General features: G+C 72.5%; 20 protein-coding genes and 1 tRNA gene. 11 read left to right on the top strand and 10 right to left on the bottom strand.

Annotated elements, in window-relative coordinates:
* Nucleotides 1-12 precede the first annotated feature (12 nt).
* Nucleotides 13-1,452, bottom strand: a complete 1,440-nt coding sequence (locus tag J2S55_RS47060) for an amino acid permease (RefSeq protein ID WP_306875258.1) — start codon at nt 1,450-1,452, stop codon at nt 13-15.
* A 286-nt stretch (nt 1,453-1,738) separates the two neighbouring features.
* On the opposite strand from J2S55_RS47060, the gene J2S55_RS47055 reads away from it, so the two are divergent.
* Nucleotides 1,739-3,457, top strand: coding sequence for a RyR domain-containing protein (locus J2S55_RS47055; RefSeq protein WP_306875256.1), 1,719 nt, complete (start codon nt 1,739-1,741; stop codon nt 3,455-3,457).
* A gap of 28 nt (nt 3,458-3,485) precedes the next feature.
* On the opposite strand, the gene J2S55_RS47050 is transcribed toward J2S55_RS47055, so the two are convergent.
* The gene (locus J2S55_RS47050; RefSeq protein ID WP_306875253.1) at nt 3,486-4,541 is read right to left on the bottom strand and encodes an LLM class flavin-dependent oxidoreductase; all 1,056 of its coding nucleotides are present in this window, start codon (nt 4,539-4,541) and stop codon (nt 3,486-3,488) included.
* A 635-nt stretch (nt 4,542-5,176) separates the two neighbouring features.
* Between J2S55_RS47050 and J2S55_RS47045 the strand changes: the two genes are divergently transcribed.
* Nucleotides 5,177-5,869, top strand: coding sequence for a hypothetical protein (locus J2S55_RS47045; protein WP_306875252.1), 693 nt, complete (start codon nt 5,177-5,179; stop codon nt 5,867-5,869).
* 359 nt (nt 5,870-6,228) lie between these two features.
* On the opposite strand, the gene J2S55_RS47040 is transcribed toward J2S55_RS47045, so the two are convergent.
* Together J2S55_RS47040 and J2S55_RS47035 are read right to left on the bottom strand one after the other, a co-directional pair.
* Nucleotides 6,229-7,299 (bottom strand): transposase domain-containing protein, encoded by a 1,071-nt coding sequence (locus J2S55_RS47040; protein WP_306875249.1) that lies wholly within the window; start codon nt 7,297-7,299, stop codon nt 6,229-6,231.
* Between the two features lie 138 nt (nt 7,300-7,437).
* Complete coding sequence (locus J2S55_RS47035; RefSeq protein WP_306875247.1) at nt 7,438-8,346, bottom strand: helix-turn-helix transcriptional regulator; 909 nt, start codon at nt 8,344-8,346, stop codon at nt 7,438-7,440.
* 153 nt (nt 8,347-8,499) lie between these two features.
* Here J2S55_RS47035 and J2S55_RS47030 point away from each other — a divergent pair, with 153 nt between their 5' ends.
* Nucleotides 8,500-8,913, top strand: a complete 414-nt coding sequence (locus J2S55_RS47030) for a hypothetical protein (protein WP_306875243.1) — start codon at nt 8,500-8,502, stop codon at nt 8,911-8,913.
* Nucleotides 8,914-9,109: 196 nt separating this feature from the next.
* Here the strand turns inward: J2S55_RS47030 and J2S55_RS47025 are convergent, their stop codons facing one another.
* Nucleotides 9,110-10,165 carry an LLM class flavin-dependent oxidoreductase gene (locus tag J2S55_RS47025; protein ID WP_306875241.1) on the bottom strand — a complete coding sequence of 352 codons (1,056 nt, stop codon included), beginning with the start codon at nt 10,163-10,165 and terminating at the stop codon, nt 9,110-9,112.
* A 38-nt stretch (nt 10,166-10,203) separates the two neighbouring features.
* Nucleotides 10,204-10,431 carry an ROK family protein gene (locus J2S55_RS47020; protein WP_306875238.1) on the bottom strand — a complete coding sequence of 76 codons (228 nt, stop codon included), beginning with the start codon at nt 10,429-10,431 and terminating at the stop codon, nt 10,204-10,206.
* Between J2S55_RS47020 and fdh the strand changes: the two genes are divergently transcribed.
* Genes fdh through nrfD form a run of 3 tightly spaced genes read left to right on the top strand, consistent with a single transcriptional unit; the run spans nt 10,425 to nt 15,532 of the window.
* Entirely contained in the window at nt 10,425-13,616 is a 3,192-nt protein-coding gene (fdh, locus tag J2S55_RS47015) for a formate dehydrogenase (protein WP_306875235.1), read from the top strand. The genes J2S55_RS47020 and fdh overlap by 7 nt on opposite strands.
* Nucleotides 13,609-14,409, top strand: a complete 801-nt coding sequence (locus J2S55_RS47010) for a 4Fe-4S dicluster domain-containing protein (RefSeq protein WP_306875232.1) — start codon at nt 13,609-13,611, stop codon at nt 14,407-14,409. The genes fdh and J2S55_RS47010 overlap by 8 nt, the downstream gene beginning before the upstream one ends.
* 43 nt (nt 14,410-14,452) lie before the next feature.
* Entirely contained in the window at nt 14,453-15,532 is a 1,080-nt protein-coding gene (nrfD, locus tag J2S55_RS47005) for an NrfD/PsrC family molybdoenzyme membrane anchor subunit (RefSeq protein ID WP_306875229.1), read from the top strand.
* A gap of 146 nt (nt 15,533-15,678) precedes the next feature.
* On the opposite strand, the gene selD is transcribed toward nrfD, so the two are convergent.
* On the bottom strand, nt 15,679-16,749 hold the full coding sequence (gene selD / locus J2S55_RS47000) for a selenide, water dikinase SelD (RefSeq protein ID WP_306875227.1): 1,071 nt from the start codon (nt 16,747-16,749) through the stop codon (nt 15,679-15,681).
* A gap of 105 nt (nt 16,750-16,854) precedes the next feature.
* Between selD and J2S55_RS46995 the strand changes: the two genes are divergently transcribed.
* Nucleotides 16,855-16,950: transfer RNA gene (locus J2S55_RS46995), tRNA-Sec, on the top strand.
* Nucleotides 16,951-17,000: 50 nt separating this feature from the next.
* Here J2S55_RS46995 and J2S55_RS46990 read toward each other — a convergent pair.
* Nucleotides 17,001-17,675, bottom strand: coding sequence for a phosphonatase-like hydrolase (locus J2S55_RS46990; RefSeq protein WP_306875225.1), 675 nt, complete (start codon nt 17,673-17,675; stop codon nt 17,001-17,003).
* 34 nt (nt 17,676-17,709) lie between these two features.
* A complete protein-coding gene (locus tag J2S55_RS46985) occupies nt 17,710-18,507 on the bottom strand; it encodes a GntR family transcriptional regulator (RefSeq protein WP_306875223.1) in 798 nt (265 codons plus the stop codon).
* Between the two features lie 155 nt (nt 18,508-18,662).
* Between J2S55_RS46985 and J2S55_RS46980 the strand changes: the two genes are divergently transcribed.
* The 4 genes from J2S55_RS46980 (at nt 18,663) to phnE (ending at nt 22,655) form a co-directional block, all read left to right on the top strand.
* Nucleotides 18,663-19,796: a TIGR03364 family FAD-dependent oxidoreductase gene (locus J2S55_RS46980; protein WP_306875220.1), complete on the top strand. Its 1,134-nt coding sequence runs from the start codon at nt 18,663-18,665 to the stop codon at nt 19,794-19,796.
* 182 nt (nt 19,797-19,978) lie between these two features.
* Nucleotides 19,979-20,908, top strand: coding sequence for a phosphate/phosphite/phosphonate ABC transporter substrate-binding protein (locus tag J2S55_RS46975; protein ID WP_306875218.1), 930 nt, complete (start codon nt 19,979-19,981; stop codon nt 20,906-20,908).
* 2 nt (nt 20,909-20,910) lie between these two features.
* Nucleotides 20,911-21,834: a phosphonate ABC transporter ATP-binding protein gene (locus tag J2S55_RS46970; protein ID WP_306875216.1), complete on the top strand. Its 924-nt coding sequence runs from the start codon at nt 20,911-20,913 to the stop codon at nt 21,832-21,834.
* Nucleotides 21,835-21,836: 2 nt separating this feature from the next.
* A complete protein-coding gene (gene phnE / locus J2S55_RS46965; RefSeq protein ID WP_306875214.1) occupies nt 21,837-22,655 on the top strand; it encodes a phosphonate ABC transporter, permease protein PhnE in 819 nt (272 codons plus the stop codon).
* Nucleotides 22,656-22,800: 145 nt separating this feature from the next.
* On the opposite strand, the gene J2S55_RS46960 is transcribed toward phnE, so the two are convergent.
* Entirely contained in the window at nt 22,801-23,814 is a 1,014-nt protein-coding gene (locus J2S55_RS46960; RefSeq protein WP_306875212.1) for a LacI family DNA-binding transcriptional regulator, read from the bottom strand.

Genomic DNA, 23,814 nt, shown 5'->3' with positions numbered 1-23,814 from the left:
GCGGCCGGCCGGTCACACCCCGCCCTCGTGCGTCGCGGTCTGCGCCTTGGCCAGCTCGGAGTGGCGGTAGGAGTAGGTGAAGTACACGACCAGGCCGATCAGGAACCACACCGCGAAGCGCACCCACGTCTGCCACTGCAGGTAGGTGATCAGCCAGAGCGAGAAGACGACGCCGATCGCGGGCACCACCGGCATCGCCGGGCAGCGGAAGGTCCGCGGCAGGTCGGGCTGCCGGTAACGCAGCACGATCACCGCCGTGCACACGACCGCGAAGGCGAGCAGGATGCCGATGTTGGTCAGCTCCGCCGCCTCCCTGATGGGCAGGAAGCCGGCGATGAGGGCCGAGGCGATGCCGATGATCCACGTCACGCGCGTCGGCACGTGCCGCGTCGGGTGCGTCTTGGCGAACCACTTGGGCAGGAGCCCGTCGCGGCTCATCGAGAACCAGACGCGGCTCACGCCGAGCATGAACGTGAACATCACGGTGAGGATGCCGATGATCGCCCCGACCGCGATCACGTCGGCCAGGCGGTTCAGGCCCACCGACTGGAACGCCGTGGAGAAGCCGCTCTCCTTGTCGATCTCCGTGTAGTGCTGCATGCCGGTCAGCACCAGGCAGGCCAGCACGTACAGGACCATCGAGATGGCGAGCGAGTAGACGATCGCCTTCGGCATGTGGCGCTGGGCGTCCTTGGACTCCTCCGCCGCCGTGCTCATGGCGTCGTAACCGAAGACGGCGAAGAAGACCGTGGCCGCCCCCGTGATGGCGCCCCCGATGCCGTAGGGGAAGAACGGCGTGTAGTTGTCGGTGTTGATGTAGAAGAAGCCCACGATGATGACCAGCAGCACCACGGCGACCTTCAGCCCGACGACGGTCGTCTCGAACCGGGCGGCGTTCCGCATGCCGAGGTTCAGCAGGTAGGCGATCAGCAGGCACAGTATGGCGGCGAACAGGTCCACCCGGTGCCCCGCGCCCGTCCCCGGGGCCCCCAGCATCCAGGCGGGCAGCTGCGCGCCCAGGTCGCTGATCAGGAACGAGAAGTATCCGGAGATGCCGATGGCGACGACCGCGACGATGGCGGTGTACTCCAGCAGCAGGTCCCAGCCGATGAACCAGCCCGGCAGCTCGCCGAGGACCGCGTAGCCGTAGGTGTAGGCCGACCCCGCCTTCGGGATGAGCCCGGCGAACTCCGCGTAGGAGAGCGCCGCCGCCGCGCTCGCGACCCCGGCGATCAGGAACGACACCACGACGGCGGGACCGGCCGTGCCGTTGGCGACCGTGCCCGCGAGCGCGAAGATGCCCGCGCCGATGATGCCGCCCACCCCGATCGCGGTGAGCTGCCACAGCCCCAGCACACGGGTGAGCTGCTCGGTCTTGTCACCCTCCGGTTCTTCGATGTGCTCGATGGGTTTACGGCGCAGTACGCCTGATCCCGTCTGGAATATGGCCATGAAGCATCCCCCCGCACGGCCGCAGCGGATCATATGGACCGATATCGAACCTGCTGAAGGGCTCTTACCCCGTTTCACCTGCGCCGACGCTGCGCTTACCGGAGCCGGGCGGCCGGGCGGGTCCCTGCGGCCCGGGGGATGGCGTGAGGCCGGGCCGGAGGCCGCTCCTCCGTATCCCGGGCGATCGGCGGATCTGGCCGTTACTGTGGGAGAGCCGTTCCATTTCCGGTCCGGGGGCCATGAACGCGATCACGCAGTCTTCGACACCGTCATGAGCGAGGCATGAGTGAATCCACCGTTCGCCGCCTTCCGGCTCCGGATCGTGTTCGTCCTCCTGGCGGTGGCGGCCTCCGTGCTGGGCTGCGTCGGCATGCGGACCTACCTGCTCTCCAGGCCCGAGTTCGCGCGGTCGCCGCTGGACGTCCTCTACTACGTCCTCCAGCTGTTCGTCCTCGACCCCACCCCTCTCGACGGCACGGCCCCGCTGCCGTGGACGCTGGAGGTGGCCAGGTTCGTCGCGCCCGCTGTGACGATCTACGCCCTGTTCGAGGCGGCCCGGCTCATGCTCGCCGGTGAGATCCGGCGGATCCGGGCGCGGGAGGCGCGGCGGCACGCCGTGATCTGCGGTGAGAGCCCGATGACGCGGGGGTTGGTCGAGCGGCTGCGCGCCGCCGGGCGCGACGTCGTGGTGATCACCTCCACCCCCGTCACCCTCCTGGACGACCCCCGCGTGCTCCACGTGGTCGGAGACGCCCGCAACCCCGCCGTGCTCAAGGCCGCCGGGGTCGCCAGGGCCGAGGTGCTCTACGCCTGCGAGCAGGACAGCTCCACGAACACGGGGATCGCCCTGGCCGCCCACGGTGTCCGGCGGGCCGCGCCCGGCCCGCTGGCGGCCTACGTCCTCATCCCCGACCCCGACCTCTGCACCGCGCTGCGCGCCCGGCGGCTGGGTGTGGCCGATCCGCCCGGCCTCCGGCTCGACTTCTTCAACCGCGACGAGCTCGCCGCCCGGGTGCTGCTGGACCGTGACCCCGTCGGCGAATGCCTGCCGATCATGATCTTCGGCCTCGACGGCTTCGGCCACGCGCTGCTCATCGGGCTGGCCCGCCGGTGGCGGCTGCGCTCGCCGCAGCCGCAGCCGAGACTGCCGGTGACCGTCGTCGACGCCGACGCCGACGCGGCGCTGGCCACCATGCGCCGCAGATACGACTTCATCGACTCCGCCCTCGACCTGACGGCCGTCCACCCCAGCCGGCTCGACGCCGAGGGCTACCGGTTCCCCGGCGTGCCGCAGCGGGTGTACGTGTGCTACCCCGACGAGGACCTGGCCCTGAAGACCGCGCTGACCACGTTGCGGCTGTGGACCGGCACGCCGCGCTCGCTGGTGATCCGGGTCGAACGACAGGGGATGTTCGACCAGGCGTTTCAGGGGGTCAGCCTCCTGGAGAACCTGGCCGGCCTCCTGCAGGTGTTCGCCGTCACCGACGAGGCCGGTGATCCGCGCCTGATCGCCGAGGACCTCATCGAGCAGCTGGCGCGGGCCATCCATGAGAACTACGTCTACGACTGCCTCCAGAACGGCGACTCTCTGGAGACCAACGACTCACTGCTCCCGTGGCCCGAGCTGCCCGAGACCCTCAAGAAGGCCAACCGCAGCCAGGCCCAGGACATCGGCCGCAAGCTCAAGGCCGTCGGCGCCGTCCTCGCCTCGCGGGTCAACCCCGAGCTCGGGTTCACCTTCACCGACGCGGAGATCGAACGGCTGGCGGCCATGGAGCACCGGCGCTGGATGGACGAGCGCGCGGAGGAAGGCTGGACCCACGGCCCCTCCCGTGACACCGTCCGCAAGCGGCACCCCGACATGGAGGACTGGGCGCGCCTGCCCGAGTCGTCCAAGGAGAAGGACCGCAACGTCATACGCCACCTGCCCGCCGTGCTGGCCATGGCCGGCTTCCAGATCGTCCGCATGGAGGGGAGCCCTCAGGAGACCGCGCCCCACCGGTGACGAGGAGGAGGACGCGGCCGGGCCGCCGTCACCGCCGGCCGTCAGAGGCTCCCGCCCCCGCGGCGGCCGGGGTGGGCGCGGTGATGCCCGCCAGGTGGGCCAGGCGGCGATAGGAGTCGAGCCGCTCGCCGTGGTCGAAGGTGTTCATGGTGACGAGCACCTCGTCGGCGCCGCTCCGCGCCACCAGCCCCTCCAGCGCGGGCGCGACCTCCTCCTGCGTGCCGTGGATCTGCCCCCGCAGCGCCTCCTCGAAGAGGGCGCGTTCCCGGGCCGTCATGTCCGAGGAGAGGATCTCCCCGGCCGGGGTGAGCGGAGGGAAGACGCCGCGGGTGCGCGAGACGGCGGTCGCCCATGCCTCGGGCGCCTGCAGCCGCCGGGCCGCCTCGGTGGTCCCGGCGACCGCGATGCCGGCCGCGACGATGACGTACGGCCGCGCCGACCAGGCCGAGGGCCGGAAGCCCGTACGGTAACGGGTGATCGCCTCCAGCATCCGCTCCTGCCCGCCCGCCGCCGCGATCACCAGCGGCAGCCCGTGCCCGGCCGCGATGTCCGCTCCGGTGCCCGTGGCGAGCACGTACGCGGGCACCCGCAGCCCTTCGGACGGGAACGCGTGCACCCCCGGATGCGCCTGCTGGTCGCCGGTGAAGTAGCCGAGCAGCTCGGTGAGCTGGGCCCCGAAGTCCTCCGCGTCGCGCTTGTCGTGGCCCAGCGCGCGCCGTATGCCGCCGGTGAAGCCGACCGACCGGCCCAGGCCCATGTCGATACGGCCCGGGTAGAGCGACTCGAGGACGCCGAACTGCTCGGCCACGACCAGCGGTGGGTGGTTGGGGAGCATCACCCCGCCGGTGCCGATCCGGATGCGGGAGGTCGCGGCGGCGACGGCGGCGGCCAGGACGGTCGGCGCCGAGCCCGCGGCCCCGGGTACCCCGTGATGCTCCGACACCCAGAAGCGGTGGTAGCCGAGGGCCTCGGCCTCCTGGGCGAACCGTACGGTCTCGCGCAGCGCCTGCGCGTGGCCGTGCCCCCGCCGGGCGAGGGAGCGGTCCAGGATCGACAACCGTGTTGCCTGCGATGCTGCGTTCACCCTCACTCCAACACCTTCGCCCCCCGGGGATTCCCCGGCCGCCGTGCGGCCCGACCCGGCGGGTCCCGGGGCCATGGCCCGCACCCGCCCGGCCCGGAAAAGAATCGTTGATTCAAGCGCTTGGTTTTCGCATATGGTCCGACGAGAAATTCCGGCGCGATGGCCGGCGCCCGGACATGGCCGGTGGATATGTCCGCTGGTCGCATTGTTTACTGACTCGCGGAGCGGGTGTTTACGGCCGGAGCCGCAGGTGCCGACGTGACTGGAGAAGGTGTATCGAGCGGGCCGGGGTGCGCCTGTCATGATTTGACATTAACGCAGGACCCCGGGGCCGCGGCGGTCGTGGGCGGGGGGCCGCGATCCGGCCGCCGGTGCCGCAACCACTAGCTGAAAGCCTATCTGAACTGCGGTTTTGGGAGGCCGTGATGGCCTGCGTGCGGCGCTCCGGAAAGTGTGGGATTCCGCTTAATTCGCCGCCCGGCGGTTCCGGAGATGCAGCGCTTATCTCAACAGAATTCCCGTTGATTTGCGGCGCGAGATGGCCGTCTGACCAAAGTATTTGACATGAAGACATTGACTGATGATATGCGGCTATCTACTCTCGCGATGTCCGGTAAATTACAGAGGAGTGGCCGATGAAACGCCTCCGAAATCTCGTCCTCGCCGTGACCGCCGTCGTGCTGGCACTCACCTCCGTCCCGACCTCCGCCTGGGCGGCCACCACCAAGATCCACAGGAACGACCAGTTCGGCGCGCTCTACTCCGGCAAGGTCAGGGCGACGTTGATCGGCAACGTATCGATCAGCACCTCACTCGCCACCGCCACCTGTAACGTCGGCGTCATCGACGGCACCGTGCAGTCGGACGGCACCATGCTGAACGTCCTGGCCTACAACTTCAGCAACAGCCCCGGCCCGCAGTGCCCCAACAGCGCCGGCGGCCAGTCCACCGTGACCGCGGTCGGGCTCCCCTGGAACAACGGCAACGTCACCTACGCCCCGGTGCCCAACGGCCGCGACGGCACCATAGCCCTCAACAGTGTCAAGGTCACCTCGACGAGCACCGGCTGGTTCGGCACCATCAACTGCACCTACAGGGGATCCGGCGCCGGCAACAGCATCGTCCTGGACGCCTTCAACCCCACCAACACCAACCGCCCGCAGCCCGTGGTGCAGGCCCAGGCCAGGGCTGTCAACTACAGCCTCAACAAGGACAGCGGCAGCTTCCTGTGCCCCGGCACGGCCACCTTCAGCGCCACGTTCCAGCTTCTCGGTGAGACCACCGCCAACTCGGGCGTCTACGACCAGAAGCTCCACCTCACCTCCTGAGAACCCCTGAGCGGTCCCGTCCGCCCAGCAGGGCCGGCCCGCCTCTCCCGCACCCGCGCGAGAGGCGGGCCATGCCGTCCGCGTACCGCGCGGCCCGTGCGCACCGCACGGGCCGCCCTCCACCGCCGGGAGCCCCGATGCCACGAGGTCCGATGCCACGAGGTCAGGCGCCGGCAAGCGCGGTGCCGGCAGGCGTGGTGCCGACAAGTTCAGGGCCGGCAGGCGTGGTGCCGGGAAGCTCAGGACCGGCAGGTCTGGTGCAGAGAAGTCCGGTGCCGGCGGACATGATGCCGGGAAGTCCGGCGCCGGCGGACTCGGCGCCCGGCACGGGACGGGGCGCCCGCGGCGCGGGGGCCGGGCTAGACGCGGGCGCACGCGCACAGCGCCTCCGAGTGGCCCGCGGCCTGGCAGCTCAGCGCCCGCGCGGCCTGGTAGACGCAGAGCAGGGCCCAGATCTCCTGGGCCACCATCTCCGGGCTCCGCGAGCGCAACACGGCCGCCGGTCCCCGGCGGCCGGAGCAGAGCCAGGCCAGCGCGCTGTCCAGGACCCACCGCTCGGCATAGCGCGCCGCCAGCTCGGCGGCGGACGCCTGCTCCGGGTCGACCAGCGTGGTGATCAGCCATTCCGTGCCCGGCAGGGGGATGACCCGCAGGGGCGGGCCGCCCAGGCCGACCGGCCGGGACAGGTAGGAGCCGTCCTCGAAACCGCGCCCCACGGGGAGCGCGTCGGCTCCGGTCATCCCCCACAGCAGGTGCGTGCCGGTCTCGACCGCCTGGCACCACAGGTCGAACCCCAGCGAGCCCGAACGGGCGAGCAGCAACATGTCGGACTCCAGGCAGCGCAGCAGCCTCCGGGCCAGGGTGTCCTGCTCCACGGCCGAACCGCCGAACGTCGCGTCGATCAGCGCGTGCGTACCGTTCTCGGCCACGGCCACCACCCGGACGCGGGGGAGGCCGGCCGCCCCGTCAGGATGGCCGAAGGCCGAGTTGTCATGGGTCTCGGGGACGACCAGCGTCGTGCCGTCCATCGTGACCAGCCGGAGGCCGGCCAGCCACGACCTGGGGGCCTGGGGGTGCGCCACCGGGCCGCTCACCCGGTAGAAGAGCACGCGCAGGGGTTCGGCGCCGAGCCGTGCGCGGGCCCGGCTGATGGCCGAGGCGCTGGGCGGCTCCCAGGTGTGGACCCAGCGCGACCGCCACGCCAGGCCGTTCAGCAGCAGGCGCATGACCTGGTCGTAGTTCTTGTCGGAGAACAGGCACAGGGCCAGCACGTAGTAAATCGTCAGACGGGCCGGCAGCGCCCGCCGCCGCCGCTCCGCGCATCCGCAGACCTCTATCACCTCGTCGAGCAGCGATGTCGGAAAGACAGATGTGAGAAAACCGATCGACAGCTGATCTGCCAGCCGACCACCGCCTGACGGAGTCTTCACCTGCGTAACTCTGCCTGAAAGCGCGCCGTGCACGTTATAAGCAAGTGCCTGACTTTTCCGGTGAACCGCGTCGAGATTGACAAGTGACATGCGCTTGAGGAAAGCGCTGTCACAGGCGAAACACCGGCACCCCGCGGGCTACGTCCGGGAGTCCCGGACGGGCGGCCGGAGGCCGGCGGCGGAGGGCCGGACGGCCGGTGGCTGAGGGGCCGTCCAGTCGGCCAGGAGCCGGAGCGCCGTCTCCGAGGGACTGCCGGGTTCGGTGGTGTGGACGCACATGGTCTGGTCGGCGTCGCCGGGGAAGACGACCGACTCGTAGGACAGGACGAGCTCGCCCACGACGGGGTGGTGGTAGCGCCTGGTGCCGTGGGTGCGCTCGCGGAGGTTGCGGTCGGCCCACCAGGTCCGGAACTCCTCACTCTTGACGGCCAGCTCGCCGACGAGCTCGGCGAGCTGCGGGTCGTCGGGGTGGCGGCCGGCGTCCAGGCGGAGGGCGGCGACGGTCTCGGCGGCGACGGTGTCCCAGTCGAGGTAGAGGTCGCGCGCGGCCTCGTCGAGGAACATGTGGCGGGTCAGGTTGCGTTCGCGCTGCGGCAGCGCGTCGAAGTCGGTGATCAGGGCACGGGCGAGGCGGTTGGCGGCCAGCACGTCCGTGCGCCGGCCGAGGATGAGCGCCGGGGCCACGCCGGCGAGGGCCTCCAGTATCCGGTGCAGCCCGGGGCGCACGCGCTGCGGCCGCGCGGGCGTGCGGCGGCGGGTGGGCCGGGGCGCGGACCGGCCGAGCTCGAAGAGGTAGGCGCGCTCCACCCCGTCCAGGCGCAGCGCGCGGGCGACGGCGTCCAGGACGCTCTCCGAGACGTTGACGTGGCGGCCCTGCTCCAGGCGGGTGTAGTAGTCCACGCTGACGCCGGCGAGGCGGGCGAGCTCCTCCCGGCGCAGGCCGGGCACCCGGCGGGTGCCACCGGTGGCGGGCACGCCCGCCTGCTGGGGGCTCAGGCGCGCGCGGCGGCTGCGCAGGAACTCCCTGAGCTCGGCGTTGTGGTCCACGTTCTCCAGTGTGCGCCCGCCGCCGTCACCGGGCCGCCCCGAGGGCGGGCGAGGGGGCATGATCTGCGGCGCCGTACGGCAGGCGGCCCCTCCCCGCCGGGGCGCGGCGAGGTACCGTCGTCTTATCGGAACTCAGCCACCGGGGGAGCCGCTATGCCAAGCGATCCCGACCACGTGCTCGACGCCATCGACGGAGTCGTCGACGAGTGGCTCGCCATGAGCGAGGACTCCATGCGCTGGGCACCACCCGAAAAAGCCCCGCCGAGGCGGCAGCTGGCCTTACCGGCGCCGCCCCTGCCGGGGGTCTCCGCGGAGTTCATGCATGATGTCGGCATCGTGTTCGGCGCCCAGGCGCAGGCCGTGGTGGAAGCGGTGACGGAGGTCTTCCGCCCACTGGGCGAGGGGCTGGCCGGCGCCCTCGCCGCGGTCCTCGACAGCCCCGCCGTACGGCAGCTCGTCGAGCTGGTCGACCCGCCCGAGGAGCGCGCGTTCCCCGACCCTGTCGAGGGCGGCGAGCATCGGGACGGACCGTCGCCCGCGCCGCCGTCGCCGGACGGGTATCCATGACGGGTGGGTGCCCGCTGTACGGACGGGTGTTCATGATGGCCGGGCGTCCGCTGTCCGGGCAGGCATCCACGACGGGCGGGCGCCCGCTGTACGGTCAGGCATCCATGACGGGCGGGCGTCCGCCGTCCGGGTGATCCGTGATCCGTCGGCGGCGCGCCCGGCGCCGTGGCGTGCCCGCCCCGCTCCGCGCGGCCCGTCACAGGCTCCGCGGCAGCTCGTAGGTCTCGGCGATCAGCTCGTAGGAGCGGATCCGGTCCGCGGTGCTGTGGACCAGCGTGGTGATCATCAACTCGTCGGCCTCGGTGCGCTTGCGCAACTCCTCAAGGCCCGCCCGCACCTGGGCGGGGTCCCCGTGCACCACGTTGGACAGGTAGTCGTCCATGATCTGCTGCTCCACCGGGCTGTAAGGGTAGGCCTCGGCCTCCTCGGGGGTGGGGACCGGCTGCGGGGCCCCGCGGCGCAGGCGCAGCATGGACAGCCCGCCCGAGCGGGCCATGCGGAGCGCCTGTTCCGGGGTGTCCGCGGCGACGGCGGAGACGCCGATCATCGCGTACGGCCGGTCGAGCACCGCCGAGGGCTGGAAGGTCGAGCGGTAGAGGTCCAGGGCGGGGATGGTGTTCGCCGAGCTGAAGTGGTGGGCGAACGCGAACGGCAGCCCGAGCAGGCCGGCGAGCTGGGCGCTGAAGCCGCTGGATCCGAGGAGCCAGATCGGCGGCCGGCCCGACTCGGGCGACCGCGGAGTGGCGACGACCTTCTCGAGCGGATGGCCCGCCGGGAACGCGCCGTCCAGGAAGGCGGTCAGCTCGGCGAGCTGCTCGGGGAAGTCGTCGGCGTCCAGGCCGTGGCGGCGCAGCGCCCGGGCCGTGGCGGGGTCGGTGCCCGGAGCCCGGCCGAGCCCGAGGTCGATGCGGCCCGGATGCAGCGCGTGGAGAGTGCCGAACTGCTCGGCGACGATCAGGGGCGCGTGGTTGGGCAGCATCACGCCGCCGGAGCCCAGCCGGATGGTCGTGGTCGCCGCGGCCAGGTGGGCGATCAGTACGGCGGGGGAGGAGCTGGCCACCGAGGGCATCCCGTGATGTTCGGCGACCCAGATCCGGTGGTAGCCCAGCTTCTCCGCCCGCCTGGCCAGCTCGGTGCTCGCCCGCAGGGTCTCGGTGGCGCTCACACCCGAACCGACCGTGGCCAGTTCGAGGATCGACAGGGGGACGTCGGAGGTGCCGCGGGCCACGCCACGGATGTTGTCTTCAACCATGACAGCGGCAACCCCGGCTAAGCGGAGGTTTATTCCGGTTAGCCGGGACGGGCTGAGATCAGACCGCGGCCGCCGCACCGGCAGGGCCGGCCCCCCATAGTGATCTTCGTGTGCCCCCACTCGCCGGCGCTGCTGTTGACGCCGCGACAGGGGATGCCGTCGGTGATGATGCCGGCCCCGACCCCCGAGCCGATCAGCGCGACTGGTCTGTCCCCCGTGAGGCGATTAGACCAGATGGATCGGGGGCAGGAAACGCAACATGGCACAGGGGGGATGGATCTCCCGCTGGCCGGTGATCCGCCAGCTCAGGGGAGAGGACGGCAGGGGCGACGCCGCCCGGTCGGCACGGACCGACGCGCTGCGGCCCCGGACCGAGGAGGCGGACACGGTCGCCAGATCGGTCTGCCCCTACTGCGCGGTCGGCTGCGGCCAGCTCGTCTACGTCAAGGACGGCAGGGTCACCCAGATCGAGGGCGACCCCGACTCGCCGATCTCGCGCGGGCGGCTCTGCCCCAAGGGGTCGGCGAGCAAGCAGCTCGTCACCCACCCGGGCCGGCAGACCCGCGTGCTCTACCGGCGGCCGCACGGCACCGACTGGGAGCCGCTGGACCTCGAGACCGCGATGGACATGATCGCCGACCGGGTGCTGCGGACCCGGCGGGAGACCTGGCAGCAGGAGGAGAAGGGCAAGGTCGTACGGCGCACCATGGGCATCGCCGGCCTGGGCGGGGCGACGCTCGACAACGAAGAGAACTACCTGATGAAGAAGCTGTACACCGCCCTCGGCGCGATCCAGGTGGAGAACCAGGCGCGTATTTGACACTCCTCCACCGTCCCCGGTCTGGGGACCAGCTTCGGGCGTGGTGGCGCGACGGACTTCCAGCAGGATCTGGCCGAATCCGACTGCATCGTCATCCAGGGCTCCAACATGGCCGAATGCCATCCGGTGGGCTTCCAGTGGGTGGTCGAGGCCAGGGCGCGGGGGGCGAAGGTCTTCCACGTCGACCCGCGCTACACCAGGACCAGCGCGCTCGCCGACAAGCACGTGCCGATCCGCGCGGGCAGCGACATCGTCCTGCTCGGCGCGCTGATCAACCACGTGCTCGCCAACGGGCTGGACTTCCGCGAGTACGTCCTGGCCTACACCAACGCCTCGACGATCGTCTCCGAGCGCTTCCAGGACACCGAGGACCTGGACGGGCTGTTCTCCGGCTTCGACCCGGACACGCGCAAGTACGACCCGTCGAGCTGGTCCTACGAGGGCGCGCACGAGGAGGCCGCCGCCGGGCTGCGCGACGAGCAGCTGGAGGGCGGTCCCCGCCATGCCGAGGAGGCGGGGGCCGAGCAGTACGGCTCCGGCGGCGCCGCGATGCGCGCCAGGCCGCCCACCGACCCGACGCTGACCCACCCGCGCTGCGTCTACCAGATCCTCAAACGGCACTTCGCCCGCTACACCCCGGAGACGGTGGCCGAGCTGTGCGGCATCTCCCAGGAGGACTTCGCCGAGCTCGCCGGGGCGGTAACCGCGAACTCCGGCCGGGAGCGGACCACCGCGTGGGTCTACTCGGTCGGCTGGACCCAGCACTCGGTGGGCGTGCAGTACATCCGCACGGCCGCGATCCTGCAGCTGCTGCTGGGCAACATGGGCCGCCCCGGCGGCGGCATCCTGGCGCTGCGCGGCCACGCCAGCATCCAGGGCTCCACCGACATCCCGACGCTGTTCAACATCCTGCCGGGATACCTGCCGATGCCGCACGCCCACTGGCCCGAGGGGCTGGCGGAGTATCTGGCAAGGGTGGGCGCCGACACCGGTTTCTGGGGCCGAAAGCGCTCCTACATGGTGAGCCTGCTCAAGGCGTGGTGGGGCGACGCGGCCACCGAGGACAACGACTTCTGCTTCGGCCACCTGCCGCGCCTGACAGGCGACCACGGCCACTTCACGACCGTGATGAACCAGATCGACGGCACCGTGAAGGGCTACTTCGTGGTGGGGGAGAACCCGGCGGTCGGCTCCTCCGGCGGCAGGGCGCAGCGGCTCGGGCTGGCCAACCTCGACTGGCTGGTGGTGCGCGACCTGACGCTGGTGGAGACGGCCACCTTCTGGAAGGACGGCCCCGAGCTGGAGACCGGGGAGATGCGCACCGAGGACATCGGCACCGAGGTGTTCTTCCTGCCCGCGGCCAGCCACGTGGAGAAGGAGGGCACCTTCACCAACACGCAGCGGCTGCTGCAGTGGCGGGAGAAGGCGCTCGACCCGCCGGGCGACTGCCGTAGCGACCTGTCGTTCTACTACCACCTCGGCAAGCGCATCAGGCAGCGGCTGTCCGACGACGAGATCGACCGGCCGCTGCGCGAGCTGACCTGGGACTACCCGGAGGAGGGCGAGCACCGGGAGCCCTCGGCGGAGGCGGTGCTGCGCGAGATCAACGGCACCGGTCCCGACGGGCGGGCGCTGTCGGCCTACACCGAGCTCAAGCCCGACGGCTCCACCCGGTGCGGCTGCTGGATCTACTGCGGGGTCTACGCCGACGAGGTCAACCAGGCGGCCCGGCGCAGACCGCGCGGCGAGCAGAGCCGGGTCGCGCCCGAATGGGGCTGGGCGTGGCCGGCCAACCGGCGCCTCCTCTACAACCGGGCCTCCGCCGACCCCGAGGGCCGCCCGTGGAGCGAACGCAAGGCCTATGTCTGGTGGGACGCCGCCAGGGGCGAGTGGACCGGGGAGGACGTGCCGGACTTCGAGAAGGACAAGCCGCCGGACTACCTGCCGCCCGAGGGCGCCGAGGCCGAGGACGCGCTGGCCGGGACCGACCCGTTCATCATGCAGGCCGACGGCAAGGGCTGGCTGTTCGCCCCGGCCGGACTGGCCGACGGGCCGCTGCCGGCGCACTACGAGCCGCACGAGTCGCCGGTGCGCAACACGCTGTACGGCCGGCAGGCCAACCCCGCGCGCAAGATCTACCACGGCCCCGAGACGCCCTACAACCCGCCGTTCTCGCCGCGCTTCCCCTACGTGCTCACGACCTACCGGCTCACCGAGCACCACACCGCCGGCGCCATGAGCCGGCCGCTGCCCTACCTGGCCGAGCTCCAGCCCGAACTGTTCTGCGAGGTCTCCCCGCAGCTCGCCGCCGAGGTGGGGCTGGTCAACGGGGGCTGGGCGACGATCGTGACCTCGCGCACCGCGATCGAGGCCCGCGTCCTGGTGACCGAGCGCGTCCGGCCGCTGCGGATCGAGGGCCGGCCGGTCCACCAGGTCGGCCTGCCCTACCACTGGGGCTGGGGCAGCGGCGGCCTGGCCACCGGTGACGTCGCCAACGACCTGCTGCCCATAGTGCTCGACCCGAACGTCTACATCCAGGAGGGCAAGGCCATGACCTGTGACCTGCGGCCCGGTAGGCGCCCCCGGGGAGAGGCCCTGCTCGCCCTGATCGAGGAGTACCGCCATGACTGAGCGGATGGGGTTCTTCACCGACACGAGCGTCTGCATCGGCTGCAAGGCGTGCGAGGTCGCCTGCAAGGAGTGGAACGACGTCCCCGACGACGGCTTCGTCTTCCGGGCCACCTCCTACGACAACACCGGGAGCCTGGGGGCGAGCACCTGGCGCCACGTGGCCTTCATCGAGGAGCTGAGCCGGGTGCCGGCCGGTCCCGGGCAGAGCGGCGACGGCGGGTCCGAGGGGATCGAGGGCTGGCTGATGTCATCGGATGTGTGCAAGCACTGCACGCACGCCGCGTGCCTGGACGTCTGCCCGACCGGGGCGCTGTTCCGCACCGAGTTCGGCACGGTGGTGGTGCAGGCGGACGTCTGCAACGGCTGCGGCTACTGCGTGCCGGCCTGCCCCTACGGCGTGATCGACCGCAGGGAGCGCGACGGCCGGGCGTTCAAGTGCACGATGTGCTACGACCGCCAGCTCGGCGGGCTGGAGCCGGCCTGCGCCAAGGCCTGCCCGACCGACTCCATCCAGTTCGGGCCGCTGGAGGAGCTGCGGACCCGCGCCGAGGAGCGGGTGGAGCGGCTGCACGAGGAGGGCAGGCCGCAGGCCCGGCTGTACGGCGCGAGCCCCGGCGACGGGGTGGGCGGCGCCGGCGCGTTCTTCCTGCTGCTCGCCGACCCCGAGGTGTACGGCCTGCCCCCCGATCCGGTGGTGACCACCAGGGACCTGCCGACGATGTGGCGGTGGGCCGCGGGGGCGGCGCTCTCCCTCGTCGGCGCGGTCGCCGTGTCGTTCCTGGGGAGAGGCTGATGGGCGGGGCCGGCGCCCGCGGGCGCCGCCGGGGGTGGCGGCGGTGACGCGGGAGCGGGAGATGGTGCCGGAGGCGGAGTTCCGGTCCTACTACGGGCAGCCGGTGATCAAGCCCCCGGTCTGGCACGAACCCCACATGCCGACATATCTCTACCTGGGCGGCCTGTCCGGGGCGTCGTCGGTGATGGGGGCGGCGGCCCGGCTCTCCGGGTACGGCCGGCTCGCGCGCACCGCCGGGGTCACCGCGGCGCTCGGAGCCACCGCCGGAGCGGTCTTCCTGGTCGCCGAGCTCGGCAGGCCGGAGCGGTTCCTCAACATGCTGCGCGTTTTCAAGCCCACCTCGCCGATGAGCATGGGCTCCTGGATCCTGGCCGTCCACAGCGGGCTGACGGCGGTCGCCGCCGCCTCCGAGGTCGCCGGCGCGCGGCCCGTCTCCCGGCCCGCCGTAGCCCGGCCCGCTTTCCGGGTCACCGGCGCGCGGCCCGCCTCCCGGCCCGCCGCGCGGCCCGTCTCCCGGGTCGCCGGTTACCTGCCCTCCGCGGTCGCCGCCGTGCTGCCTCTCGCGGGCGGCGCCGCGAGCCTGATCGCCGGGGTGGCCACCGGGCCGCTGATGGCCACCTACACCGCGGTGCTCCTGGCCGACACCGCCGTGCCCGCCTGGCACGAGGCGCACCGGGAGCTGCCGTTCATGTTCGCCGGGAGCGCGCTGGCCAGCGCGGGAGCCGCGGGCATGCTGGCCACGCCCCGCGCGGAGGCGGGCCCGGCCCGTGCCGTGGCCGTGCTCGGCGCCGCCGTGGAGACGGCCGCCGGTGCGGTGCTGGAGCGTCGGCTCGGCCTGGCCGGCGAGCCGTACCACCAGGGGAAGGCGGGCCGCCGGATGCGGGCGGCCCGCGTCCTGACGGCGGGCGGCGGCCTGCTCGCCACGGTCGCCGGCCGCAGCCGCGCCCTCACCGCGCTGTCCGGTCTCGCCCTCACCGCGGGCTCGCTGCTGGTCCGCTTCGGCGTCCTGGAGGCCGGCAGGGCGTCGGCCGCCGACCCGAAGTACACGGTGGTGCCCCAGCGTCGGCGCCTGGCGGCCGGGGAGCCGGCCTCACTCCCGCCGCCGGCCCGGACGTGGCCGTAGCGGCCCGGCAGGCCCGCCCCACCCGGCCGGGTCGCCCCGCCTGCCCCGCCCGCCTGTCCGGCCTGGTCCGGTCGCCCCGCCCGGCTGCCCTGTTCTGCCCGCCCGGCCTGGCAACGGTCCGGCGCGGGTGGGCCCGCCCGGAGGGCTCAGCGCAGCCGCAGGGCCGGGCCGTCGAAGGGGACGAGCTCGCCGATGACCGGGGCGCCGGGGATCTCGCCCGCCACCAGCAGGCCGCCGGAGGTCTGGGCGTCGGCCAGCAGCAGCAGGTCCTCCTCGCCGGTGCGGCCGGGATCGAGGTGGGACTCCACCCAGGCCAGATTGCGCCGGGTGCCGCCGCTGACATAGCCGTCCCGCACCGCCTCGCGGGCCCCCTCCAGGTACGGCACGGCCGCCACGTCGACCACCGCCGTGACGCCGCCCGCCCTGGCCAGCTTGTACAGGTGGCCGAGCAGGCCGAATCCGGTCACGTCCGTGGCGCACCCGGCGCCGGCGGCGAGCGCCGCCCGGGAGGCGTCCCGGTTCAGCGTGGTCATCGCGGCAACCGCCTGCGGGAAGACCTCGCCGGTCGCCTTGTGCCGGGTGTTGAGCACGCCGACGCCGAGCGGCTTGGTGAGGGAGATCGGCAGCCCCGGCCGCCCCGCGTCGATGCGCAGCAGCCGGCCGGGATCGGCCAGGCCGGTGACGGCCATGCCGTACTTCGGCTCCGGGTCGTCGACGCTGTGGCCCCCCGCGACATGACATCCCGCGGCCCCGGCCACGTCCAGGCCGCCGCGCAGCACCTCCTTCGCCAGATCCATCGGCAGCCTCTCGCGTGGCCAGCCGAGCAGGTTGACCGCCACCAGCGGCTCCCCGCCCACCGCGTAGACGTCCGACAGGGCGTTGGCCGCCGCGATCCGCCCCCAGTCGTAGGGGTCGTCCACCACGGGCGTGAAGAAGTCGGCCGTGGCCACGATCGCCCGGCCCCCCTCGATGCGGACCACGGCGGCGTCGTCCCCGTCGTCGAGCCCGATGACCAGCTCTCCGGCGGGGGAGGGGAGGTCCCGGCCGTCCGGCCGTGGGCCGTCGAGCAGGCCCGCGACGACCTCCTCCAGCTCGCCGGGCGGGATCTTGCAGGCGCAGCCGCCCCCGTGGGCGTACCGCGTCAGCCGGACCGCCTCCCCCGCCGGTCCCCGTGAGGCTGGGGGAGCGGGGACCCCCCACTCCGCTGCTCTCGCCATGCGGCACTCCCTGGTAGGCCTGCGACGGTCCACGTGGGGAGCGCGGCGCGCCGTCCCCACACGTGCTGCCTGGGGCTTTACCCACCTGCTGTTAGGTTCTCCCCTGGAGGCGTGTGGGTGCCTGGTGGCCCCCGCGGTCTTCAAAACCGACGAGGCCGAGGTTCTCGGCCTGGCGGGTTCGATTCCCGTCCGCCTCCGCCACCCTGAATTGCCGGACGGGCCTCAGCGCTCCGGCGCGGAGCCCGAGATCGTCAGGCCAGGGAGAGCAGGCCCGGGATGTCGGCCACACCGGGCAGCAGGTGGGTGTGGCGGGCCGCGCCGAGCGCGGTGGCGTCCAGGCCGCCGGTGAGCACCCCGACCACGATGCCCGCGCCCGCGTTGGAGCCGGCTTCGAGGTCACGGACCGTGTCGCCCGCCGTGAGCACCCGGCTGACGTCACGGACGCCGGTCGCCTCCATCGCCCGGAAGATCATGTACGGTGCCGGGCGCCCGGCGGCGACGTCGTCCACGCACACGACCGCGTCGAGGACCCCGTCCCCCCAGCCGATCCGTGCCAGCAGCGCGTCGGTCACGCCCCGGTCGAAACCGGTGGTGAGGGCCACCTTGACACCGGCGGCGCGCAACGTGGCGAGGGCCTCGGGGACACCGGGCAGGGGCGCCGGCGGCCGGTCGGCGTACGCGGCGTCCAGGCGGTCGCGGAAGTCGGCGAAGACGGCGTCGACGGTGCTCCTTCCGGGAGCGCCGCCCGGCTCTCCGGTGAGCAGCGCGGTGATGGCTTCGCGCTTGTCGGCGCCCATCCAGCGCCGGATGTCCGCGGGGGTCGGACGGCCGCCCGCGGCGCGTACGGCCTCCTCAAGAGCGATGTAGACGGCGCCGTGCTCCTCGACGGTGGTGCCGGCGATGTCCAGAACTGCCAGTTCGATCATGACGTGTGTCCTCAGGGGTGTCGGGTGGGGCTGCTCAGCCGGCCGATGCCGGTGTGGGCGGGTCGTCGCGCCGCGAGTGAGGCGGCTCGTGCCGGTTCGAGCTGCGCAGCAGTGCCGGGTGGGCCTGCTGGGAGTTCTCGATGGTGAAGGAGACGATGTCGGGCCGGTAGCGGTCGTCGGAGTACTCGACGGGTTCGCCGGTGGCGGAGGAGGTACGGCGGCGCTCGCGCAGCAGGGGCGCCCCGGGGGAGATCTTCAGGAGCGCGGCGTCGGTGTCGTCGGCGATGATCGCGTCGATGACGTGGCGGGCCACGCTGAGGTCCACGCCATGGCTGCTCAGATAGGCGAAGACCGACCCGGAGTCGCAGTCGTGGTCGAAGAGCAGCCGGCCGACGGGCCAGACGAACGTGGTGCGTTCGATCATCGTGGGCAGCCCGTCCAGCAGTCGCAGCCGCAGGAGCTGGACGACCGGTTCCCCCTCCTCCAGCCCCAGTGCGTCGGCGGCCTCCGGCGACGCCGGCCGCCGGGCGATCTCCAGGGTGCGCTGGCCCGGCGTCCGACCCATCCCTTCGGCCCACCGGGAGAACGACAGGAACGTCTCGAAGGGCTGGGATATCGCCTGGCTGCGCACCACCGGAGGCTTGCCCCGACCGCCGTCGACCAGCCCTTCGGCGCGCAGCGCGGCAAGTGCCTGGCGGACCGGTCCGCGGGAGGCCCCCCACCCCTCGCACAACTGCGACTCGGAGGGCACAGCCGCGCCCACCGGTAGCTCACCGGAGACGATACGGCGGCGCAGATCAGATGCGATGCGCTCGTGCAGGGGTCCGTCCATGCGACTTGACAATACAGGAGCGCGAGCGAGGGCCGGAAGCGTCAGTGTCGAGAAAAAGCGCTTGGAGCTGCTGAAATGAAGTCCAGGCGAACAGCGGGTGACGTGTCTTCCGCCGCTCTTGACGGCGAGCCGCGACGCTGAGCATCTTACTTGTCATGACAAGTTATCTGCTGCGGAACCAGCCACTCGACTCCGCCGACCTCGTCATCGTCGGCGCGGGCATCGTGGGTCTCGCGCACGCCGTGGACGCGGTACGCCGCGGCTTGTCCGTCACCGTCGTCGAACGCGACGAGCGGGCCACCGGCGCCTCGGTGCGCAACTTCGGGCACGGCTGTTTCACAGTCCAGGACGGCGACGCCCTCCGGTACGCGACGACCGCCCGGACCACCTGGCTGCGCCTGGCCAGGGAGGCCGGGTTCTGGCTCCGCGACGGCGGCACCGTCGTCGTCGCGCGGGCCGAGGACGAGTACACGGTCCTGGAGGAGTTCCACGCCGCCCGCGGCGACCAGGTGGTGCTGCTCGACCCGGCCGAGGTGGCCGACAGGGTGCCCACCGGTCCGGGCGTGACCGGTGGCGCCTGGCTGCCGATGGACGTGCGCGTCGACCCGCGGGAGGCCGCGCACGCGATCGCCGGCTGGCTGGCCGCCCAGGGTGTTCGGTTCCACTGGGGCACCACGGTGCACACCGTCGAGCCGGACCTGGTGGGCACCAGCCGGGGGCGGATCCGGGCCGGGCGGGTGGTGGTGGCGGTGGGGCACGATGTGGACCGCCACTTCCCGGAGCTGGCGGAACAGGCCGCGGTGCGCCGCTGCGCCCTGCACATGCTGCGCGTTCACGACCCGCACGGCCGAGCGGTGGACCCCGCGGTGCTCAGCGGCTTCTCGCTCCTGCGCTACGACGGCTTCGCCGCCTGCCCCACCCTGCCGGCGCTCCGCGCGCGGCTGGAGGCGGACCACCCGGCCCTGCTCGCCGCCGGGCTGAACCTGATGTTCACCCAGCGCCCGGACGGCGATCTCGTCATCGGCGACACCCACGCCTACGCCACCACCCTCGAACCGTTCAACGCCGACGAACTCGACCGGCACGTCCTGGCCGAGACGGGACGCCTGCTCGGTGTCGACCGCCTCACGGTGCGCGAGCGCTGGCGCGGCGTGTACGCCTCGGCCGCGCGGCCGTTCCTGGTCGCCACGCCCATGTCCGGCGTCCGGGTGGTCTCCGTCACCTCCGGCATCGGGATGACCACCGCGCTCGGTCTGGCCCCGGAGGTCCTCGACGACCTGCTGGGCTGACCCCGGCCCGCGACCGCGGCCCCCCGCTCACCGTCCCTGCCCCTGTTCCCCGCCCCCCGCCCCTGTTCCCGCCCCCGGCTGTTCCCGCCCCCGGCCCGTCAATCGCGGCCCGCCGGACGTGCGCGGGACCGATCGCACCGTCTCCGCCGGTGAACGACCGACCCTCTAGGAAGAGAGAACCCATGCGTACACGACGTCTCCTGGCCGCCGTGGCGGCGGCCTCGGCCCTGCTCCCCCTCCTCTCCGGCTGTGGCGGCACCGGAGCGTCCGGCACCGCCGGAGCGTCCGGCACCGCCGGTGTGACCTGTCCCGGCGGCAGGGTCCGTTTCGGCATCGAGCCCTATGAGGACCCGGCCAAGCTCAAGCCCGCCTACGAGGTCCTCGCCGCCGCGTTGCAGCGCAAGCTCGGCTGCCCGGTGGAGCTGAAGGTCGTCGAGGACTACTCGGCCGAGGTGCTGGCGATGCGCAACGGCCAGCTGGAGCTGGCCCAGTTCGGGCCGCTCGGCTACGTGTTCGCCAGCCGGATGGCCGACGCGCGGGCCGTCGCCTCGTTCGCCGACGCGAAGGGCGCTCTGACCACCTACACCGGCGGCATCTGGGTGCCGGCGGAGTCGCCGATCACCTCGGTCAAGGACCTCGCCGGCAAGTCCCTCGCCCTGTCCAGCCCCGGCTCGACCTCCGGCGACGCCCTGCCCCGGTATGCGCTCAAGTCCGCGGGCCTCGCCGAGTCCAGCGTGCGGATCAATTACGCGGGCGGGCACCCCGAGGCGCTGCTCGCCCTGGTCAACGGCAAGGCGGACGCGGCTGAGATCAACAGTCAGCAGCTCGCGACCGCGCAGGCCGCCGGTACCTTCGACCCGTCGAAGTACCGCCGGATCTGGAGCTCCGAGCCGGTCCCGAACGACCCGATCACCGTGCACGGCAAGCTCGACCAGCGGTTCCGCGAGGCGGTCGCCAAGGCGCTGCTCGAACTGGACGCCGCCGACGTCGCCAAGGTCGGCGCCTTCCTCGACGTCGATCCGCCCGGTCCGTTGGTCGCCGTGACCACGGAGACCTACAAGCCGCTGTTCGATCTCGCCGCCACGCTCAACCTGACCGAGAAGGACGCCTGACGATGATGCCCACCGAGGAGGTCCGGCAGGTGCCGCCGCCCGCCGGCCGGACGGCACCGGGCGGGAGTGGTCCTCCCGCGCTCCCCTCCAGGAGCGGGGTCGCCGACCTTCCCGCCGCCCCCTCCGCCTCCCCCGTGGAGGGGGCGGCGGACCCGGGCGTCGCGCTCGCGGTCCGGGGACTGCGCAAGTCCTTCTCCGGCAGGACGGTGCTGGACGCGCTGGATCTGCGGCTCCGGTCCGGGGAGTTCCTGGCACTGCTCGGCGCCAACGGCTGCGGCAAGTCCACCGCGCTGCGCTGCGTCGTCGGGCTGGAGACGCCCGACGGCGGCACGATCCACATCCACGGCCGCGAGGTCGGCGCGGCGCGGGACGCCGAGTCGGTACGGCTGCGCCGGCGGACGGCCATGGTCTTCCAGCAGGTTCATCTCGTCCGCCGCCGCAGCGTGCTCGACAACGTCTGCGCCGGGGCGCTCGGACGGCTGCCGCTGCGGCACTCGCTCACGCCGCTGCTGTTCCCCCGCGAGCTCCGGGAGGAGGCCATGGCCTGTCTGGACCGGGTCGGCCTGGCCGACCGCGCGGCCGAACCCGCCGGGCGCCTGTCCGGCGGGCAGCAGCAACGGGTCGCGATCGCCCGCGCCCTGTGCCAGCGGGCGAGCATCGTCCTGGCGGACGAGCCGGTGTCCGCCCTCGATCCGGCGGCCGCCGAACAGGTGGTCGGCCTGCTGGCCGAACTCGCCCGTGACCAGGGCCTCGCCGTCGCCGCCGTGCTCCACCAGCCCCTCCTCGCCCGCCGGCACGCCGACCGCGTCGTCGGTCTGCTGGGCGGGCGGGTCGCCGTCGACGCCCCCGCCGGGGCCCTCACCGAAGCGGATCTGGAGGCCCTCTACGCCCCCGACCGCCGTACCGCCGAGCAGGAGTACCGCTGAGCATGGACGTCCTCACACCGAGTGGACCGCTCGTCCCGCCACGGCGACGCCGGCCCTCGCCGACGATCGGCGTCGTCATCACGGTCCTGGTGGCCGCGCACGTCCTCGCCTGGCAGGGCACCGAGTTCTCCCCGGCGGCGCTCGTGGAGGGCTGGCGGGGAATGGCCGACTTCCTCGGCCAGGCCCTGCCGCCGGACCTGTCGTGGTCGCGGGTGCTCTCTCCCGGCATCCACGCCGCGCTCGTCACGCTCTACATCGGACTGCTCGGCACCACGCTGTCCGTGCCCTTCGCACTCGGGCTCGCGCTTCTCTCGGCGCGGACGACGACGCCGAACCGGTGGGCCTACCAGGTCGGACGGTCGGTCCTGTCGTTCCTGCGGGCGGTGCCCGACGTCGTCTTCGCGCTGGTGTTCGTCACCGCCGTGGGGCTGGGCCCGTTCGCCGGCGTGCTCGCGCTGATCTTCCACAACACGGGGGTGATGGGCAAGCTGTGGGCGGAGGCGATGGAGGAGATCGACCTCGGTCCGCGTGACGCCCTGCGCACCAACGGCGCCTCCGGGCTCCAGGTGGCCCTGCACGCCGTGCTCCCGGCGGTGGTGCCGCAGTTCGTGGGCCTGCTGCTCTACCGGTTCGACGTCAACGTGCGCTCGTCCCTGGTGCTCGGCCTCGTCGGCGCCGGCGGCATCGGTTTCCTCGTCAACCAGTCGATCAAGCTCTTCCGGTTCGACGAGATGGCCACCCACCTCATGGTGGTGATGGTGCTCGTCGTCGCGGTCGACCAGCTCTCGGCCTATGTGCGCCGCCGGATCGGCGCCCAGTAGGGCCTGTTCGGGATTCGGACCCTCAGAGCGTGACTCGTCCGGAGAGCGGTCGCCAGATCATTGCCGTGGTGCCTGCAGGCGTTACCGAACGTAGTCCTCGACGAGGGAGATGACGGTTGCGGGCCGGCCGGCCATCAAGCGTCTCTCACGGCGGTGGCAGCTCTCCCGAGCCTCGGACGACGAGCTCCACCGGGACGGTCACCCGCTGCGGGGGGCGGCCCGGATCCCGCACCCGGGCGAGCAGCAGCTCCACCGCCATGCTGCCGAGGCGGGTGATGTCGTAGCGCACCACGGTGACTCCGGGCGTGAACACCCCCGCCATCTCGAAGTCGTCGAATCCGACGAAGGCCGGGAGCGGCCCCGGGTGGTTGCGCAGGGCCTGTATGAGCCCGATCGCGGCCCTGTTGTTGGTCATGAAGAAAGCGGTCGGCGGGTCGGGCAGCGCGAGCAGCCGCAGCACCTCCTGCTCCACCTGCCAGGGGTCGAACACGCCGGTCAGGCACAGCGCCGGATCAACGGCGACTCCGGCGGCGCGCAGTGCCGTACGGTGTCCCTCGGCCCGGGCGCGCACCGAGCTCAACGGGTCGTTGTCCGAGATGAGGGCGATCCGCCGGTGACCGTAGGCGAGCAGATGCCGGGTGGCGAGCAGGCCACCCGCCTCGGCGTCGAGCAGCACGGCGTCCGTGTCGGGCAGTCCCTCGGGCACGCGGTCGACGAACACCGCGGTGAGCCCGCTCGCGAGATATTCGGCCAGCCAGGTGTGATCCCCGGCGGTGGGGACGATGACCATGGCGTCGACGCCCCTGCCGTACATCGTGTTGATGAGCATGACCTCGCGGTCGGCCCGCTCTTCGTAGCTGCCGAACACCACCAGGGCCTCGTGGGCCGAGGCGGCCGTCTCGATGGCCTTGGCCAGGCGTGAGTAGAACTCGTTGGAGATGTTCTCGATCACCAGGCCCAGGGTGAGGACCGAATCGCCGCGTGCCAGTCGGCTGGCGGCCTCGTTGCGCCGGAAGCCCAGCGCGGTGATCGCGTCCTGGACGCGTCGCACCAGGTCCTGCCGTACGTGAGGTTCCTGATTCACCACCCGGGAGACCGTCTTGAGGCTGACCCCCGCGTGCTGGGCGACGTCAGCCATGGTGGTTCTTCGGCGACTCAT

Source organism: Streptosporangium brasiliense (assembly GCF_030811595.1).
Lineage (GTDB): Bacteria > Actinomycetota > Actinomycetes > Streptosporangiales > Streptosporangiaceae > Streptosporangium > Streptosporangium brasiliense.
The sequence above is the reverse complement of the archived record's forward strand: the minus strand, read 5'-3'. Positions and strand labels throughout refer to the sequence as shown.

Excerpts from the sequence above, each read along its gene's own strand:
- J2S55_RS47010 (WP_306875232.1), top strand. The coding sequence starts at position 13,609 with ATGACTGAGCGGATGGGGTTCTTCACCGACACGAGCGTCTGCATCGGC.
- J2S55_RS47060 (WP_306875258.1), bottom strand. The coding sequence starts at position 1,452 with ATGGCCATATTCCAGACGGGATCAGGCGTACTGCGCCGTAAACCCATC.
- J2S55_RS46985 (WP_306875223.1), bottom strand. The coding sequence starts at position 18,507 with ATGGACGGACCCCTGCACGAGCGCATCGCATCTGATCTGCGCCGCCGT.
- J2S55_RS47045 (WP_306875252.1), top strand. The coding sequence starts at position 5,177 with ATGAAACGCCTCCGAAATCTCGTCCTCGCCGTGACCGCCGTCGTGCTG.
- J2S55_RS46975 (WP_306875218.1), top strand. The coding sequence starts at position 19,979 with ATGCGTACACGACGTCTCCTGGCCGCCGTGGCGGCGGCCTCGGCCCTG.
- selD (WP_306875227.1), bottom strand. The coding sequence starts at position 16,749 with ATGGCGAGAGCAGCGGAGTGGGGGGTCCCCGCTCCCCCAGCCTCACGG.
- J2S55_RS47025 (WP_306875241.1), bottom strand. The coding sequence starts at position 10,165 with ATGGTTGAAGACAACATCCGTGGCGTGGCCCGCGGCACCTCCGACGTC.
- phnE (WP_306875214.1), top strand. The coding sequence starts at position 21,837 with ATGGACGTCCTCACACCGAGTGGACCGCTCGTCCCGCCACGGCGACGC.
- J2S55_RS46960 (WP_306875212.1), bottom strand. The coding sequence starts at position 23,814 with ATGAGTCGCCGAAGAACCACCATGGCTGACGTCGCCCAGCACGCGGGG.
- J2S55_RS46980 (WP_306875220.1), top strand. The coding sequence starts at position 18,663 with ATGACAAGTTATCTGCTGCGGAACCAGCCACTCGACTCCGCCGACCTC.
- J2S55_RS46990 (WP_306875225.1), bottom strand. The coding sequence starts at position 17,675 with ATGATCGAACTGGCAGTTCTGGACATCGCCGGCACCACCGTCGAGGAG.
- J2S55_RS47030 (WP_306875243.1), top strand. The coding sequence starts at position 8,500 with ATGCCAAGCGATCCCGACCACGTGCTCGACGCCATCGACGGAGTCGTC.
- J2S55_RS46970 (WP_306875216.1), top strand. The coding sequence starts at position 20,911 with ATGATGCCCACCGAGGAGGTCCGGCAGGTGCCGCCGCCCGCCGGCCGG.